The organism is Parapedobacter sp., assembly GCF_035556095.1.
Lineage (GTDB): Bacteria > Bacteroidota > Bacteroidia > Sphingobacteriales > Sphingobacteriaceae > Parapedobacter.
Genome location: NZ_DATMFT010000022.1, coordinates 17,188 through 33,010, shown reverse-complemented (window position 1 = coordinate 33,010; position 15,823 = coordinate 17,188). Strand labels below are relative to the sequence as shown.

General features: G+C 46.7%; 22 protein-coding genes. 8 read left to right on the top strand and 14 right to left on the bottom strand.

Going from position 1 to position 15,823, the window contains the following annotated elements; genetic code table 11:
• The 10 genes from VNQ80_RS13990 to VNQ80_RS13945 form a co-directional block, all read right to left on the bottom strand.
• Window positions 1-477, bottom strand: a complete 477-nt coding sequence (locus VNQ80_RS13990; RefSeq protein ID WP_325639668.1) for a hypothetical protein — start codon at window positions 475-477, stop codon at window positions 1-3.
• A 2-nt stretch (window positions 478-479) separates the two neighbouring features.
• Window positions 480-1,178, bottom strand: coding sequence for a hypothetical protein (locus VNQ80_RS13985; protein WP_325639666.1), 699 nt, complete (start codon window positions 1,176-1,178; stop codon window positions 480-482).
• Between the two features lie 33 nt (window positions 1,179-1,211).
• Entirely contained in the window at window positions 1,212-1,757 is a 546-nt protein-coding gene (locus VNQ80_RS13980; protein ID WP_325639664.1) for an RNA polymerase sigma factor, read from the bottom strand.
• Between the two features lie 31 nt (window positions 1,758-1,788).
• Window positions 1,789-2,742, bottom strand: coding sequence for a transketolase family protein (locus VNQ80_RS13975; RefSeq protein ID WP_325639662.1), 954 nt, complete (start codon window positions 2,740-2,742; stop codon window positions 1,789-1,791).
• 72 nt (window positions 2,743-2,814) lie between these two features.
• Window positions 2,815-3,660 carry a transketolase gene (locus VNQ80_RS13970; RefSeq protein ID WP_325639660.1) on the bottom strand — a complete coding sequence of 282 codons (846 nt, stop codon included), beginning with the start codon at window positions 3,658-3,660 and terminating at the stop codon, window positions 2,815-2,817.
• 121 nt (window positions 3,661-3,781) lie between these two features.
• On the bottom strand, window positions 3,782-4,462 hold the full coding sequence (locus VNQ80_RS13965; protein ID WP_325639658.1) for an arylesterase: 681 nt from the start codon (window positions 4,460-4,462) through the stop codon (window positions 3,782-3,784).
• Window positions 4,463-4,464: 2 nt separating this feature from the next.
• Window positions 4,465-5,019 (bottom strand): NifU family protein, encoded by a 555-nt coding sequence (locus tag VNQ80_RS13960; RefSeq protein WP_325639656.1) that lies wholly within the window; start codon window positions 5,017-5,019, stop codon window positions 4,465-4,467.
• Window positions 5,020-5,084: 65 nt separating this feature from the next.
• On the bottom strand, window positions 5,085-6,428 hold the full coding sequence (purB, locus tag VNQ80_RS13955; RefSeq protein ID WP_325639654.1) for an adenylosuccinate lyase: 1,344 nt from the start codon (window positions 6,426-6,428) through the stop codon (window positions 5,085-5,087).
• Between the two features lie 85 nt (window positions 6,429-6,513).
• Window positions 6,514-6,708 (bottom strand): hypothetical protein, encoded by a 195-nt coding sequence (locus VNQ80_RS13950; protein ID WP_325639649.1) that lies wholly within the window; start codon window positions 6,706-6,708, stop codon window positions 6,514-6,516.
• Between the two features lie 29 nt (window positions 6,709-6,737).
• Window positions 6,738-7,658 (bottom strand): SDR family oxidoreductase, encoded by a 921-nt coding sequence (locus tag VNQ80_RS13945; protein WP_325639647.1) that lies wholly within the window; start codon window positions 7,656-7,658, stop codon window positions 6,738-6,740.
• A gap of 135 nt (window positions 7,659-7,793) precedes the next feature.
• Here VNQ80_RS13945 and VNQ80_RS13940 point away from each other — a divergent pair, with 135 nt between their 5' ends.
• The 5 genes from VNQ80_RS13940 (at window position 7,794) to VNQ80_RS13920 (ending at window position 10,113) form a co-directional block, all read left to right on the top strand.
• Complete coding sequence (locus VNQ80_RS13940) at window positions 7,794-8,048, top strand: hypothetical protein (protein ID WP_325639645.1); 255 nt, start codon at window positions 7,794-7,796, stop codon at window positions 8,046-8,048.
• A 156-nt stretch (window positions 8,049-8,204) separates the two neighbouring features.
• Window positions 8,205-8,567, top strand: a complete 363-nt coding sequence (locus VNQ80_RS13935) for a response regulator (RefSeq protein WP_325639643.1) — start codon at window positions 8,205-8,207, stop codon at window positions 8,565-8,567.
• Window positions 8,568-8,624: 57 nt separating this feature from the next.
• A complete protein-coding gene (locus VNQ80_RS13930) occupies window positions 8,625-8,822 on the top strand; it encodes a hypothetical protein (protein WP_325639641.1) in 198 nt (65 codons plus the stop codon).
• Between the two features lie 9 nt (window positions 8,823-8,831).
• The gene (locus VNQ80_RS13925) at window positions 8,832-9,080 is read left to right on the top strand and encodes a hypothetical protein (protein ID WP_325639639.1); all 249 of its coding nucleotides are present in this window, start codon (window positions 8,832-8,834) and stop codon (window positions 9,078-9,080) included.
• Window positions 9,040-10,113, top strand: coding sequence for a DNA topoisomerase IB (locus VNQ80_RS13920; protein ID WP_325639637.1), 1,074 nt, complete (start codon window positions 9,040-9,042; stop codon window positions 10,111-10,113). Before VNQ80_RS13925 ends, VNQ80_RS13920 begins: the two co-directional genes overlap by 41 nt.
• On the opposite strand, the gene VNQ80_RS13915 is transcribed toward VNQ80_RS13920, so the two are convergent.
• The 4 genes from VNQ80_RS13915 to surE form a co-directional block, all read right to left on the bottom strand.
• Entirely contained in the window at window positions 10,110-11,207 is a 1,098-nt protein-coding gene (locus tag VNQ80_RS13915) for an AI-2E family transporter (RefSeq protein ID WP_325639635.1), read from the bottom strand. The genes VNQ80_RS13920 and VNQ80_RS13915 overlap by 4 nt on opposite strands.
• Window positions 11,208-11,382: 175 nt before the next feature.
• Complete coding sequence (locus VNQ80_RS13910) at window positions 11,383-11,892, bottom strand: DUF892 family protein (protein ID WP_325639633.1); 510 nt, start codon at window positions 11,890-11,892, stop codon at window positions 11,383-11,385.
• Between the two features lie 18 nt (window positions 11,893-11,910).
• Window positions 11,911-12,273: a response regulator gene (locus tag VNQ80_RS13905; RefSeq protein WP_325639631.1), complete on the bottom strand. Its 363-nt coding sequence runs from the start codon at window positions 12,271-12,273 to the stop codon at window positions 11,911-11,913.
• Between the two features lie 60 nt (window positions 12,274-12,333).
• The gene (gene surE / locus VNQ80_RS13900; RefSeq protein WP_325639629.1) at window positions 12,334-13,095 is read right to left on the bottom strand and encodes a 5'/3'-nucleotidase SurE; all 762 of its coding nucleotides are present in this window, start codon (window positions 13,093-13,095) and stop codon (window positions 12,334-12,336) included.
• Window positions 13,096-13,214: 119 nt separating this feature from the next.
• Between surE and VNQ80_RS13895 the strand changes: the two genes are divergently transcribed.
• The 3 genes from VNQ80_RS13895 to VNQ80_RS13885 all read left to right on the top strand — a co-directional run bounded on the left by VNQ80_RS13895 (window position 13,215) and on the right by VNQ80_RS13885 (window position 15,802).
• The gene (locus tag VNQ80_RS13895; RefSeq protein ID WP_325639627.1) at window positions 13,215-14,129 is read left to right on the top strand and encodes a diacylglycerol/lipid kinase family protein; all 915 of its coding nucleotides are present in this window, start codon (window positions 13,215-13,217) and stop codon (window positions 14,127-14,129) included.
• Window positions 14,130-14,250: 121 nt separating this feature from the next.
• Window positions 14,251-15,528, top strand: a complete 1,278-nt coding sequence (locus VNQ80_RS13890; RefSeq protein ID WP_325639625.1) for a glucose-1-phosphate adenylyltransferase — start codon at window positions 14,251-14,253, stop codon at window positions 15,526-15,528.
• A gap of 88 nt (window positions 15,529-15,616) precedes the next feature.
• Window positions 15,617-15,802, top strand: a complete 186-nt coding sequence (locus VNQ80_RS13885; RefSeq protein ID WP_325639623.1) for a hypothetical protein — start codon at window positions 15,617-15,619, stop codon at window positions 15,800-15,802.
• Window positions 15,803-15,823 lie beyond the last annotated feature (21 nt).

The following is a 15,823-nucleotide window of genomic DNA, read 5'->3' as shown; positions in this document are numbered from 1 at the left end:
TTATGGATGGTCTCGATCGCGCCGCCGTTGCTGCAATTCGCGGAGCAGGTAATTTCGGAACTCCTCTTCGACCTCAAAGAATCGCGATGCACGGGCTTGGCCAACGACCGTGGCGAAGCGCTGCCGGTATATTTTCTTTAGTTCCAGTTCCTTGGCATCAAATGCAAGGACATCACGTTCAGTGGGGTTGAAACCGTTTCCAAGTGTTTTCTTGTTTTCCAGTTGTGACTTACTGCTGAGCCGCTTCGTTGAACGTCGCTCCTGCTTAAGTTTGGAAATTTCACGATGGTATTGGTTGTACATCGGAAAGAATTTTTGGGCTTCCGACGGTGTCAGCTTTAACTCTTGGGTGATAAATGCGATTTTCTCCGCCTCTATTCGCTCAAAACGCTCAGCCCTTCCTTCCTGTGCCACGATTATGGAGACGGGAAGCAACAGCGCTACTGCGATGAGGTGAAATGATTTTGCGACGGTCATTGTTACAACGTATGATTAAGGTATGCTTCAATATCCTCCTCGCTAATCCCTTGGCCGATGCTATGCCCATCAAAGTCATCGAGTTGCTCGGAGATATAAATCATATCGTTTGGCGGGCCGTAAAGCTCCAGGTAATCGACAATTTGCTCGTCCGATACCGATGCCAACGGGCTTTTAGTGTCGGAAGTGTCAATAGCGATTCCGAACATACCGGCCAATCCCAATACCAAGGCGACGCTCGCTGCTGCGGCATAAGCTACCCATTTTGGGCGGTGTAGCCTACGCACAGGCGTAACGGCTTGATGAGTTTCCGGCATGATCCGGTGCGGCAGCGTATCGAAATAATGGTCGGGAATGGTAAATCCTGTGTCAGTTACGCGTTCATTGATTTTACGGATGGCCATCAGCCGTTGCTCCGACGCACTGAAATAATCGTCCGGTACAACAAAGCCCGATTCATTCACAGTGGTTCTCAGTGTTTGTTCGGCAATTTTCACCGTTATGCTATCCGTCAATTGTTCAAAATAGCCATCGGGCACGCCAAACGTACTAGGGCCGTCACCTGTATTTTGACATTTCTGGATTGTCCGGAAGGATAAGTTTTCAAAGTAACCATTGGGCACGGTATACGGGTTCACACGCAATAGTTCGGGCAGCTTGACCGAAGCATCTACGTGGTGGTATGTGTGTTTTTCCTTCATGGTACTCCTTAGATGTTTTTGTTACGTGAAGGTTTAATCGTTTTCTTCAAAAAAGTGGGCTATTTTCTTTACTGCTAAGTGATATGATGCTTTTAATGCACCTACACTGGTACCCACAATGTCAGATATCTCTTCATATTTTAAATCATCAAAATACTTCATGTTAAACACCATGCGCTGTTTCTCGGGTAATGTGAGTAGGGCCTGTTGTAATTTCAGCTGTGCCTGATCTCCGTTGAAATACGTGGTGTCGGTTAACGTCTCGGCTAAATATGCGGAGCTTTCATCATCAAGCGATACTTGGTGCCGTTGTTTCTTCTTATTCAGGAAAGTGATACACTCGTTGGTAGCGATTCGGTAAAGCCAAGTATACAACTGCGCATCTTCTCTGAAATTCTCCAAGTTTTTCCATACCTTAATGAATATATCCTGAACCAAATCATCGGCGTCATCGTGATCGATAACCAAACGCCGCACATGCCAATAGATTTTTTGCTGATATTTTTTCAGGAGCTGCCCAAATGCGTCATCCCGGGTGCGCTTATCAGCAAAGTTCGCCAGTATTTGAGCGTCTTCCATATTGAACTGTGCGGCGTTCGTGCTTAACGTTTTATTTACGTTTGATCACGCGCTGTACGGCAGCCACAATATTGGCGGCGTTAAGTCCGTATTTTTCCATGAGTTGGGCCGGTGTGCCGCTTTCTCCAAAGCTGTCATCCACCGCAACGTATTCTTGTGGCGTTGGATTGTGTTTGGCCAGCACCTGCGCAATGCTATCGCCGAGCCCGCCGAGACGATTGTGCTCTTCGGCGGTAACTACGCATCTGGTTTTGGCCGCTGACTTCAATACCGCTTCCTCGTCTAATGGCTTGATGGTATGTATATTGATGATTTCCGCGTCGATGCCCAATTCCGCCAACTGCTCGCCGGCTTGAATTGCTTCCCAAACCAGGTGACCGGTGGCAAAGATGCTGACATCTGCACCCTCATTCACCATCCATGCCTTGCCGATTTCAAACTTTTGGTCTGCATCGGTGAAAATAGGGACCACTGGGCGCCCGAAGCGCAGGTAAACCGGGCCATGATGGTCGGCAATAGCGATAGTAGCAGCCTTAGTTTGATTATAATCACATGGATTGATTACCGTCATCCCCGGCAGCATTTTCATCAGTCCAATGTCTTCTAAAATTTGATGTGTAGCACCGTCTTCACCTAGTGTTAGTCCAGCGTGCGATGCGCAGATCTTGACATTTTTATCAGAATAGGCAATTGACTGGCGAATTTGATCATAGACTCGGCCCGTAGAGAAATTGGCGAACGTACCTGTATAAGGAATTTTTCCGCCAATGGTCAATCCTGCTGCAATTCCCATCATATTCGCTTCGGCAATACCTACTTGGAAAAAACGTTCCGGAAATTCTTTGATGAAATCGTTCATCTTGAGCGAACCTACTAAATCGGCGCAGAGCGCTACCACGTTGTCATTTTTTCTGCCCACTTCAAGCAATCCCGCGCCAAAACCCGAACGCGTATCTTTTTTATCTGTATATGTGTATTTTTTCATTGTTTTTAAGATATGAGATATCGGATGTGAGACATGGATAAAACGTCTGACATCTTGTTGTCTAATGTCTAATCAATAGTCTCCTAACGTTTCTTCCAATTGCGAAAGCGCAGATGCCAGTTGCTCATCGTTCGGAGCCACACCGTGCCATTTGTGCGATCCCATCATGAAGTCCACGCCGCTCCCCATTTCGGTTTTCATGAGAATCATTACCGGCTTACCTTTGCCTGTACGAGACTTGGCTTCGGCCAATCCTGACAACACCTCACTCATTACATTGCCATTCATCTCCATCACGTCCCAGCCGAACGCCTCCCACTTGGCTCTCAGGTTACCCAGGGATAGCACCTGTTCTGTGGAGCCGTCTATTTGCTGGCCATTGTAATCAATGGTCGCAATGAGGTTGTCTATTTTATTGTGGGGTGCATACAAGGCAGCTTCCCAGATTTGTCCTTCCTGCTGTTCACCATCGCCCATCAATACATATACCAGGTGGTTATCTTTATTGAGTTTTTTTGCACGGGCTGCTCCGATAGCAACAGAGAGCCCCTGGCCCAATGAGCCTGATGCAATCCGTATGCCTGGCAATCCTTCATGCGTGGTGGGATGCCCTTGAAGTCGTGAATTGATTTTACGGAAAGTAGCCAATTCGCTAACTTCGAAATAGCCCGAGCGGGCTAATGTACTGTAGAATACCGGCGAAATATGTCCGTTTGACAGGAAGAATAAATCCTCATCAATACCGTCCATGTGAAATCCGGCTTTCCGCTCCATGGCACTAAAATACAGGGCCACAAAAAAATCCGTGCAGCCCAATGACCCGCCGGGATGCCCCGATTGGCAAGCATGGACCATCCGGACGATATCTCGTCTTACTTGTGATGCAACTCGTTCTAATTTGTTGATTTCTTCGCTCATTATAAAGTGGTTATTAACGATTTTGGCGCTAAAGTTAAGGATTAATTATGAGATTCGTAGTGATTTAGGCCGCCGGTTTTCGCTTTCGTATCAATTTGGTTTCAACGTTGGCACTGCCACATTAGAGCAGTGGTTCGAGCACTTCCCATACATGCTCCGCCATGATTTGGTGACCTTCTTCTGTCGGATGAATTCCATCTTGCTGATTCAGATCAGTTTCACCAGCAATATCCGCCAACAGGAAGGGTACAAAGGCCATGTTGTTGTTCTTAGCCAGTGCAGGGAATATCGCCGTGAATGCTTTTCCATACGCACCACCCATACTTGGGGGCACCATCATACCCGTCAGCACCATCTTGCAGTCTGGATACTGCGCTTTCACTTTGTCGATGATTTCTTGTAAGTTTTTACTGGTTTCTTCTGTAGGTATACCTCGGAGCCCATCATTGGCTCCCAACTCCAACACAAACACGTCGATTTTCTCTTGCAAAAGCCAGTCAATACGCTCTCTCCCCGCTGCCGAGGTCTCACCGCTCAATCCACCGTTGATTACGCGATAGGGAAGTTCAAGTGAATCTATCCAATGCTGAATAATGCCCGGGAAAGCCAACTCCTGATTTTCGAGGCCGTATCCAGCAGTGAGACTATTCCCGAAAAAGAGGATGTTTTTCGTGTCTTCCTTGAGCAAGGAAGGAGCTGTATCTTGGGGCGGTTTGTTGCTTTCTTGATTTGCCTCGTTAGACGGGCTACCGCAGGCCGCTATCAGAAATATGCCGAGAACAATTTGCCATTTCAAAAACATCGCTACATGGCTTCAGCTACTACTTCCTCTACTTCAGGTACCATCCGCTTGAGCAATCCCTCTATACCCGCTTTGAGCGTAATCATCGATGAGGGACAGCCGCTGCACGAACCACGGAGTTCGACGAGTACCCTTCCTTCCTCAAATGCCACGTAGCTGATTGCTCCGCCATCTTGTTCAACGGCCGGCCGAACGTAATCATGCAAAATTTGTTGGATCTTGATTTCCGTTTCCGATCCTTCGAACGTCACGTCTTCGTCTTTAGCCACTTCTTGCACTTTCAGCTCAGATTCAACGGCACCTTTCACGAAATCTTTCAAGATAGCTTCGATATCTTCCCACTCCGCGTCATCTGTTTTGGTGATGGTTACGAAGTTACTCGCGAAAAATACGCCATTGACAAAGTTAAATTTGAAAAGTTCGCGGGCAAACGGAGATTCCTGTGCTTTTTCCCGATTGGGGTAATCCAAACTCCCATTGATCAACAATTTGTTAACCAAAAATTTCATGGTGGCGGGGTTAGGAGTATATTCAGTATATACGTTTATCGTTGCCATTTTTTCGTCGTTTTTACAAAAGTATCAATATTTCCCCAAAAACTGGGTCAGTATACCGTCAAAGGTTATACACCGGTGTAGTTCCATGGTGTTATTGCCTTGAGTTCAGCTTTAGTTTCATCGCTAACATTGAGTGTTTCTACAAAGGCCCCAATGGTTTCCTGCGTAACCGCCTCATTGGTGCGGGTCAGCGCTTTCAACGCTTCATATGGTTTTGGATAACCCTCGCGCCGCAAGATGGTTTGAATAGCCTCCGCTACAACGGCCCAATTCTGCGCTAGATCGTCTTGTAGCACCTGCTCGTTGAGGATAAGTTTTTGCAGTCCCTTTGCGGCCGACTTGATAGCGACTAGGGTATGGGCAACCGGAACCCCGGTATTGCGCAGTACGGTCGAATCGGTGAGGTCACGTTGCAAGCGCGATATTGGGAGTTTGGCTGCGAAATGTTCAAATAGTGCATTGGCGATACCCAGATTTCCCTCGGCATTTTCAAAGTCGATCGGATTGACTTTATGGGGCATTGCCGATGAGCCGATTTGGCCTTTGGTAATTTTCTGCTTAAAGTAATCCATCGAGATATAGGTCCAGAGATCCCTACATAAATCGATCAAGATCGTGTTGATACGTTTTATCGCATCGCATTGCGCCGCGAAGTGATCGTAATGTTCAATTTGGGTGGTTGTTTGCGATCGGCTGAGCTTTAGTGTTTCGTTGACGAATGTGTTGCCGAATGTCGTCCAGTCTATGTAGGGGTAGGCCACATGGTGTGCGTTGAAGTTGCCTGTTGCCCCACCGAATTTTGCAGCATAGGGAATGCGTTCAAGCAGTTGCAATTGATTGTTCAGCCGCTCTACAAATACCATGATTTCCTTCCCTAAGCGGGTAGGGGAGGCGGGTTGGCCGTGAGTGCGGGCAAGCATCGGAACAGCTTTCCATTCGATCGCCCGCTCTTCCAGTGCAGCGATTAACTTTTTAAGCGCGGGTAGGTACACGTTGGAAATTGCTTCTTTCCAAGCGTACGGTAGCGCGGTATTGTTGATGTCTTGAGACGTTAATCCGAAATGGATAAATTCCAACGAATCAATTAAGCCAAGCGTTTCAAACCGGTCTTTGAGAAAATATTCCACGGCTTTAACATCATGATTGGTTTCTTTTTCCTTTTCCTTAATCCATTGCGCGTCTGCCAAACTGAAATTTATATAGATATCACGGAGTTTCGCATTGAGACTACCATCAAAATGCTGCAATTGCGGTATCCCGCATCCAGACAGGCTGATGAAATATTCGACTTCTACAAATACACGGTATTTAATGAGTGCATATTCGGAAAAATAGGCCGACAATTCCCTGGTTGCATGATGGTAACGACCATCTATGGGCGAGATTGCGGTCAGTGATGTTAACGTCATATAGTTATAGTTACTTTTGGGCAAAGGTAACTATTTGGAGCGCGAAATGCGAAAGACGGGCTAACTTAACCGGTACTACCATTCGTCATGGGAATGATGGACTGGCGAGCGAGTCGGTCGTTTTCGTTGTATCCACGTCCCAGGTCGCGGAATCACTGGCAACAGAATCGCCAAATAGCGAATCGGCGCCCTCCATATCGTCGCGCCCTCCGTTGGTGTACCCACAGGATGCCATTCCGATTAATAATCCGAAGGCTAGCACTATTCTTGACGGCTTCATATTCATTTTTGCTTTAGTTTAACATACGGTCATATCGTGATGCGGCCGCCCGTAACTGGCAGGGTGGCCCCTGAAATATAATTCGCTTCCTCCGATGCCAGGAAAACATAAGCCGGAGCCACTTCTACCGGTTGTCCGGGGCGTTCAAATGGTGTGTTTTCGCCAAAATGCTCATGATCCGGTATGGTAGAAGGAATCAACGGTGTCCAAATGGGACCGGGCGCGACGGCATTGACACGGATGCCTTTCCCTTGTTCCAAGAGCAATTGGTTGAGGTTGGAAGTGAAATTTTGAATGGCAGCTTTTGTAGCGGCATAAGGTAACAGCGTAGGGTTGGGTTCGTAGGCGTTTACCGAAGTCGTGTTGATGATACTTCCGCCCGGCGCCATGTGCGGTTCTGCAGCTTTGCAAAGGTAGAACATGCTGTGCATATTAACGGCAAACGTCTTTTCCCACTCCCATGCTGGAATATCCTGTAATTTTTCGCGAGACATCTGGTATGCTGCATTATTGACCAAAATGTCGATTTTACCAAACTTGTCCACAGCTACCCCGATAATTTTTTGGCAATGCGCTTCTGAACTGATGTCACCTTTCACCGCAATAGCTTCTCGCCCTGCCTCTCGAACGTATTTTACGGTATCTTCGGCATCTCGGTCTTCTACGTCATCCAAGTAGCTGATTAATACGTCAGCCCCCTCTCGTGCGAAAGCAATAGCTACCGCTTTCCCGATGCCTGAATCACCGCCTGTGATAATCGCTACTTTGCCTGCCAATCGGTTTTTGCCGCGGTACGACTGCTCGCCGTGGTCGGCTTTGGGATTCATCGCACTTTCGGTACCAGGCACCTCTTGCGGTGTTTTTGGAAATGGCGGCTTTGGATATTTATTTACGGGACTCTCGCCCAACCCTTCGGTCCCTTTATTATGCTTATCCGTCGTTGAAGCCATACTTGATAATTTAATCTGCTAGATGCGCTACGTTTCAAGGGGCTAACAATTCAATTTGCCGTTGGTTTGAGATTTTTTAAACATTTGCCATTGTCAATTGTCATCTAATACGAGAAGGCAAACAATAGATACGGTATGGCGATAAAGAAAGAAAACGCCTCGCTAACAGCCGGTAGTGAAAAATTGCGCGATAAGAAAGATAACAGCCTTATCCGGGTGCGACACGACTTGAAGGAAAAGAGGCAGCAAAAAAACTACGAGGCAGGCATCGATCCGCAAGATGAGCAGCTTAATACCGTGCCTGAGGGACAGGGCGAGTCGCGCGGTACTACCAAGCCTGGCGGAGGAAACCGATTACAAACCGACAACAGGAAGGATACCTCTAAATAAGTACACAGAAAAATAATATAGGTAAAACATTATTATGGATACGTTTGTACAATCTTTTCAGATACCCAGCGTTATGATGATAACAGTGGCCAGCTTCATTGAATAAACTTAACAATAAAATTTATCAACGGAATAATTGATCATTATAGGCACCCGATGAGGAAGAAAATTTTGTATATCGAAGATGATCCAGATATGGCTGACATCGTTGCGGAAATCATGCAATTTGAGGATTACGAAGTACTTACAGATAGCGGAAAGGCCATGCACAAACTTTTAAAAGATAACGATATCGGCCTTATATTAATGGATGAAGGGCTCAGTTGGTGCTGGGGCAGCAGTCTGTGTAAGGAGTTGCGGTCTGATGAAAAAACAATGAACATACCGATCATCATGATTTCGGCTGTTCGCGAAATCGATAATATCGCGGAGCATTGTGGTGCAAATGCCTATATCCGTAAGCCGTTTGAGATATATGATGTAATTGACGTCGTAAATAACCACTATCCCGGAGGATAATTGTTGTCAGAATATACATTGATCCCATGAGGCCATAAAGAACAAAATTATTTTCGAATGAAAAGAGCAAAAGTAAACGGTAAGCCGGCGCTGGGCGCTGAAGGCCACCACGAGATTCTTTTTGACAAGGCAAATGAGGACAGCATAAGCGATAACAAAGGGCAAGAGGTGTCGCGCACGAGGATGCTTGAAAATCTCAAACTTGCCTTGTTTTTCTGTCGTGTTCAAGGCCGCATGGCCCGTGGAGAACAATAGCATCGGTTGATGACACCTCACGCTTGGCAGTTGCTGCTTACCCTGAGTCGATGGTCTACGGGTTCGATCCATAAGTTTTCCGAAGAACTTGATGTCGATCCAATAGAGCTGCAGGAGGCCGCCCGGGAATTGCAGGCAGCGGGTCTATTGGTAGCTTTCCAAATGAAAGACGATACACCGTTTGGCAACGCGATGTTGGAAATTACACAACAAGGACTTGACTTCATCCAAACGCACGAAAAAGAAACCGACCACTAAGCGTAAACGTATAAAGCTTCGTTACTTATTGGACGTGGGGGCCGGCTACGGTCGGCTACGGCGCGGACGGGGTTTTTCTTATACGGATTTAGTGGGAAACCCGGTTACGGATGCGAAGAAACTCGCACGATTTCGTGCATTGGTTATCCCCCCGGCATGGCAAGATGTATGGATAAGCCCGAGTAAGAAAGGGCATCTCCAAGCCACCGGTATCGATGAGCGTGGCCGGAAACAGTATCTGTATCACCCTGATTGGACTACTGAAAGGCAGGCGAAAAAATTAGGACGAATCGCAGCATTCGGCAAAGCGTTGCCTCGTATAAGGCGGCAGATGGCAACCGATTTGAGAAACCACACATTGACGAAAGAAAAAGTCATTGCCATCGCATTAAAAACGACAGAAGAAACGTTGATTCGCATCGGCAATGACCAATACCTCCGTCGGTATGGGAGCCACGGATTAACTACACTCAAAAAGAAGCATGTAAACGTCTCAGGAAACGAGACCGTCTTTCGGTTTAAGGGCAAGAAAGGGGTGCGGCAAGAAATTACGATCCGCAATGCACAATTAGCCCACCATATGACTGTGTTGGTCGGATTAAAAGGAGTTTATTTGTTTCAATACGTTATGGAAGACAATGGGGCGTCATATCGGCTTCGCGCCCAAGACGTCAACGCGTATATCCGGCAGTATGCCGGCTCGCAGTTTTCTTCAAAAGATTACAGAACATGGTATGCTAGCTTTTGGGCTTTCAGGCTGTTTGCCCGTTGTGGGATGTATGCCAGCGAACACGAGTGCCAAGAAAACATCGTATCGGTATTAGATACGGTGTCTCGCAGATTGGGCAACACACGTACAGTCTGTAAACAGTATTACGTGCCCGATAGTATTGTCCATGCATATAAAACCGGCACATTAGCAGCATACCTCACCAACCCACAAAATGGGCGTCGTTTGCTCACAAAGAAAGAAACGGAACAGCGCTTGCTGACTTTTCTGGAACGCGCCGCGGTGAAAGACTCTAATAATTAGCTGCTTCGGATTGTTTTACGTTTTAAAACATGAATAAACGACGGGCGCTTTTTTGGTGTAGTTGCTGGCCCGATTAGCATACCATAAGCTCGGAGACCGGGCACGTTGTCGCATACAATTTTCACAATACCGATAACCGGAATGGCGAGCGCCATGCCCGCAATACCCCAAAGTAGTTCTCCGGCCACCAGCCCCATAATGGTAAACAGCGGGTTGATGTTCACCCGTTGGCCCACGACCACGGGCTCCAAAACATACGTTTGCAAAAACTGAACCGTTAGGTATACCGCAACGATGCCAATCACCATGCCCAAATCACCTCCCTGTACCAGCGCAGCAAAAACAGCAATGAGGTTGCCTACCAAGTTCCCCAAAAAAGGTACAATTTCTAAGATGCCGCAGATGATGGCAAAAAGTAATGCCCCCTGTAACCCGACAATCCAAAAACCAATACCATACATTACCCACAGCATGGCTATCATGCTGAACAAGCCGGTGAGGTAGTGTCCAGAAAGCGCTTCCGACTTTTGGATGATTTCTTGTGCGTTTTGTTTTTTATCTTCCGGAACGATTCGCAGTATAAACTTTTTAAGGTGATCGCGGTAATACAAAAACAAAAAGATATAAACGATGACAAGAACAGTGTTGATGAAGATCGTTGCAAGCGAATTTATAAAACTCATCAATAACGCATTTGCCTGTCCCGATGCTTGATTCTTTTGTTCCTCAAACATTTTGTTTTGCTCATCGGCGCTGATGCCCACGGTGGTGCTTACCCAATCACGGAGCTCTTTTGCGCCGCTGGCAAGCCGCTCCCTCATTTCATCAATACTGCTCGTCAACTGGCTTAGCTGCCATGAAAGAATAAGAGCCAACAGCGCGATAACCGCAATCAGCATTAGCACAGCAATGGCTGATGAGGCTGCTCGTCCCATACCTTTGCGTTCCAACCATTCGCTGACACGGGTCAACAGCATAGCGAGCAAAGCTGCAAGGACAATCGGAATGAGAAAAGGGGCAGCAAAATACAGTGCCGTGGCCGACAACATGGCGATGGCAGCACTGAAGGCGAGTTGTTTGGTTTTGGTGTACATGGAGTGTCTAATGGTGTTGTTTTGTTCCCTTTTGGGGTTTGTCTTTCTGTTTGAAGTTGTTCATATCGTATCGATTAGAAAAATCAATCTTTTCTCGTATGAGGCTAACAACCATGAGCAAGCATATGTTTTGAATAACTTGTAGGGCAGACGTTTCTAGCGAGGTTTATTCGGTTTACGATGATGTTGACGTGAGATACTTCGTTGTGATTAGCAATAATAGCGTCCGGCCGGCCTTGGCATCTTCGTAATTTTCACGTACGAGGCGCTTTATTTTGTCGTCTTTCATTTTCACCGCGATCATTTGAAGCAGCTGAAAAGAAGCCATCTCAATGCTTTCGATATTATGGAGGTAAAACAGCATGGATAGGTCTCGTAATATGGGTTGCCCACTACGCTGTCTTATTTCTTCGAAAGAATCTTTGATCAAGCCAAGCATACCGCTTGAACTTTCTTCTGAAAATTCAATGCCTAGACGCTGATAGACTTGTTCCATCCTTTTCTGCTGCTTTTGCACGTCGTCGATGGTTTCACGGATTCCCTTTTTTAAATCGGAAAAATGGGCCTCTTCCTCCAATATGATCAGGCTGGAAATAAGATGTGATTTCGCGGTGTAGATCTTATTCAAATGTACGATGAAAAAGTCGCGCAGGCTGCTTGGGTCGAGTTCAATATCCGTGGGCATAGCTTTGTATTTAATGCATTATGAGAGTTGTTTTTGGACTTGCATCAGCAAGCTGTCTATTCCAAAGGGCTTGGCAATATAACTATCCGCCTCGCAGGCAGTAGCCATGGTATGTAGGTCGTGCTCGGCGGAAAAGAGGATAACCGGCACGTGCTTCGTGCGTGCGTCAGCTTTAAGGTCTTTGCAGATGTCGGCTCCCGTTTTGGGCGATCCAACGATACGCACGTCCAAAAGTACGATGTCGGGATGCAGCACGTTAATGAATTCGGTTTCAAGGCCTACCCTAGAGAGAATGACTTCATAACCGGAATCCTGAAACACAATATTTAGGATTTCCAAGATGTCTTCGTCGTCATCAATAACAAGTATCGTTTTTGCCATGTACACTTTTTATTTTTCTTAACAGCGATGCGGTCATTTTGTTTAGCTGCATCGCCCGTGTTAGGGGCTATCGTTTTCAGCAAGTGCTTTATTGACTTGCAATTGGGCTTGGAGCATATTTTTGTCCGTGAGATCAAGTCGTAAGGGAGTAATGGAAACCAAATCGTTTTCCACAGCCCATCGGTCGGTTCCCGCTTCTGCCGGGTCTAAGGGAATAACAGTGAACCAATAATGTTTTCTCCCCATCGGGTCCTGTCCCGGTATAATTTGGCCGTCATAAAATCGTACGGATTGGCGGGTCCAGCGTATACCTGTGGGCCGCGGCGGAAAATTCACATTGAATAACCCCACTTCGTCGGGATTTCGGAGTAATAGCTTGAGCGTTTCTTCAACGAAGGGCGCTAATAAATCAAACGCAGGTTCGCTCTTCCCTACGGGTGTGCTGAATGCAATTCCCTTTTTGCCAAATAGCACCGCTTGCTTAGCAGCTGCCAACGTTCCCGAGTGCCACATCGAGTTCCCTAGATTCGGGCCCATATTAATGCCAGATAACACGACCTGTATATTGTTCCTGAGATGGGTTCCAAGTGCTACACAATCGGCCGGAGTACCATTTACACGATAGGCTTCAATTCCTTCCTCGAACTCGATAGGTGACTTTTTATAAGAAAGCGGACGCGAGTGGGTTACTGCATGACCCATCGATGATTGTTCAACATCGGGCGCTACAACAATTACTTCACCAAATTTTGAAGCAATGGTGGCCAGCGCATTAATGCCAGGACTATAAATACCGTCGTCATTCGTTACTAAAATCCGCATAAAAAAAGTTTTTGACAGCTACTGAATGGTACCATGTCATTCATATTGGTTAAAACAAGTACAAGTGATTCTTTGTTTGGTTGAATGTACATTCGATATCCTTAGCGGAAATTTTGCAAATGAAAAAAAACACCCACGCCCGCCTTCTACATAACCCCAAAGCCGGAGATCAAGACCATGTCAAAGAAGAATTAATCAGGCGGATCGAATCGCTAGGTTTCACGTGCCAGTACGCATCCTTAAAAGAGAAAGGATGGAAACGTTTTGCAAGCAAAACAGCCCTGGTGGTTATTGCCGGAGGAGATGGGACGGTGCGCGAAGTACTGAAAAAACTGCTGACACGAAGTATACTCGACAAGCCACTGACAGTGGCCCTGATCCCGAGTGGTACAGCAAACAATTTTGCAAAAACATTAGGGATTTCGCCCGATTTGGACACATTTGAGCGGAATATACAGCAATGGAAACCGAAACAAGTGGATGTCGGGTTGATCGGCAAGTTGGGGAAAGCCCGGTTTTTTATTGAGGGTCTGGGATTCGGTCTGATTCCTACGCTCATGGAGAAAATGAAAACCGTAGATTTCGATCACGTGCATACTGCTGAAGACGAGTTGGAATTGGCGTTAGAAAAGCTGCTAGAAATTGTAGAAACCTCTCCGGCTACACGAGCGAAAGTAACAATAGACGGCCTAGTGTATGAAGACGATTACCTTTTAGTGGAAGTTTTGAATATCAAATCAATCGGTCCCAATCTTGTTCTCGCGTCGAGTGCCGACCCAACCGATGGAAATTTCGAAGTGGCGCTATTGAAGCAAAGTAACAGGGAGGTGTTTTCGACGTACTTGCGCCGCTTGCGGCAGCAGGTACCGCAAACGGCAAGTGCGGTTCCCTGGCAGATCGTTACCGCCACTCGTGAGGTTGTCATTGATTCCGATGGCCAAACAATCCATGTGGACGATGAGTTAATCACACTCAAAAAAAGGAAAAAAATTGAAATAACCATAAGGGCAGGGGTCATAGATATCCTTACCTAACGCTTAGCCCATTGGCGATTCCAAACGTAGTCAAACAAAAATCCCGGATGTTTGTCAGATGGTAACTTGAGTAGCGTATCGATAGTCACTCGCGGCGCCTGCTTCGTTAACATATAAAATCATGGCAAACAACGTCATCTCCGTGGTATTGGGTGGGGGAAAAGGCACGCGCCTCCACCCGCTGACCGAAAACCGCTCAAAACCAGCGGTACCTTTAGCTGGAAAATACCGCTTGGTGGATATACCGATATCGAATTGCCTCAATTCGGGATTAGACCGGATTTTTGTCCTCACACAACACAATTCCGCATCGCTCAATTCACATATTAAAAACACCTACCATTTCCCGTCGTTCAACAATGCATTTGTCGAAATCCTTGCGGCAGAGCAAACGAACGATGGCCGAGAATGGTTCTCGGGCAACGCAGATGCGGTAAGGCACCTGCATCGTTACCTCGCACACCTTGCATTTGAATATGTCTTGATACTGTCTGGCGATCAGCTCTATCAGATGGATTTAGGTGAAATGATAGAAAGCCATCGCCGTTCAAACGCGCAGATTACGGTGGCTACCATCCCGGTAGCTGCCAGAGACGCAAGCTCGTTTGGGATTCTCAAAGCCGATAAAGCCGGCAAGATCACCTCATTTATCGAGAAGCCACCTGTAGAAGCTCTTCCGGATTGGGTGTCTGACGTGGAAGACAATCTGCGTAAAGAGGAAAGAAACTATTTAGCTTCCATGGGCATCTACCTTTTCAACAGAGATATTTTAGCGCAACTACTCACCGAGCCCTACGCCGATTTCGGGAAAGAATTGATTCCCGAGGCCATCCAGAAACATCATGTCAACAGCTTCCTTTACGATGGTTATTGGACAGATATCGGAAACATTTCATCTTTTTTCGAAGCCAATATTGGGTTGACGGATGATTTACCCAAGTTCAATCTGTTCAATAAAAGTGTGATTTACACGCGGCCGCGGCATTTGCCACCGTCTAAAATCGCGGGGACCTATCTCCGCAATGCCATCGTTGCAGATGGGTGCGTAATCGCAGCCGAGCAAATCGTTCGCTCGGTCATTGGCATCCGATCACGTATCGGTCCCGGCGTCACGATGCACAACACCTACATGATGGGGACCGATAGTTACCAGACGCTGAATGAAATTGAAAAGTTAGCCGAACAAGGTTTGCCGTTTATGGGCGTCGGAGCGGACTGTCACATCGAATGCGCTATTCTGGATAAAAACTGTGCAATTGGCGATAACGTCCGTATCGTGGGTGGGCCGCACCTCGAAAATGGTGATTTCGAAACCTATGGAATTGTCGATGGTCTAGTCATTGTAAAAAAATGGGCGGTTTTGCCCAGTGGTACGGTTATCGGGGAGACTATCCGCTGAAAAAAGCCAACAATTTGGCTGCTCAGGTGTCATCTCCATCCAGGGTGAGTGAAAGCAGTGAAAAAATAGTAGTGTAAAAGGAGTTATTATGTTAGAAAAGAAAGAAAAGTCCATTAATCCGCTCAAGGCAGCGGTGGTGGGCGAAATGAGAAAAATCAACTTGACAAAAGACCAAAGGAAGCGCAACATGGGCGACAAGAAGGACGTGAACGATGCGAGCACCAAGTGGTATACTGGGCGAATCAATCCGTCGCATGAGGGAATGATTTGGTGAATTTAGCTTTGCAATCAGACG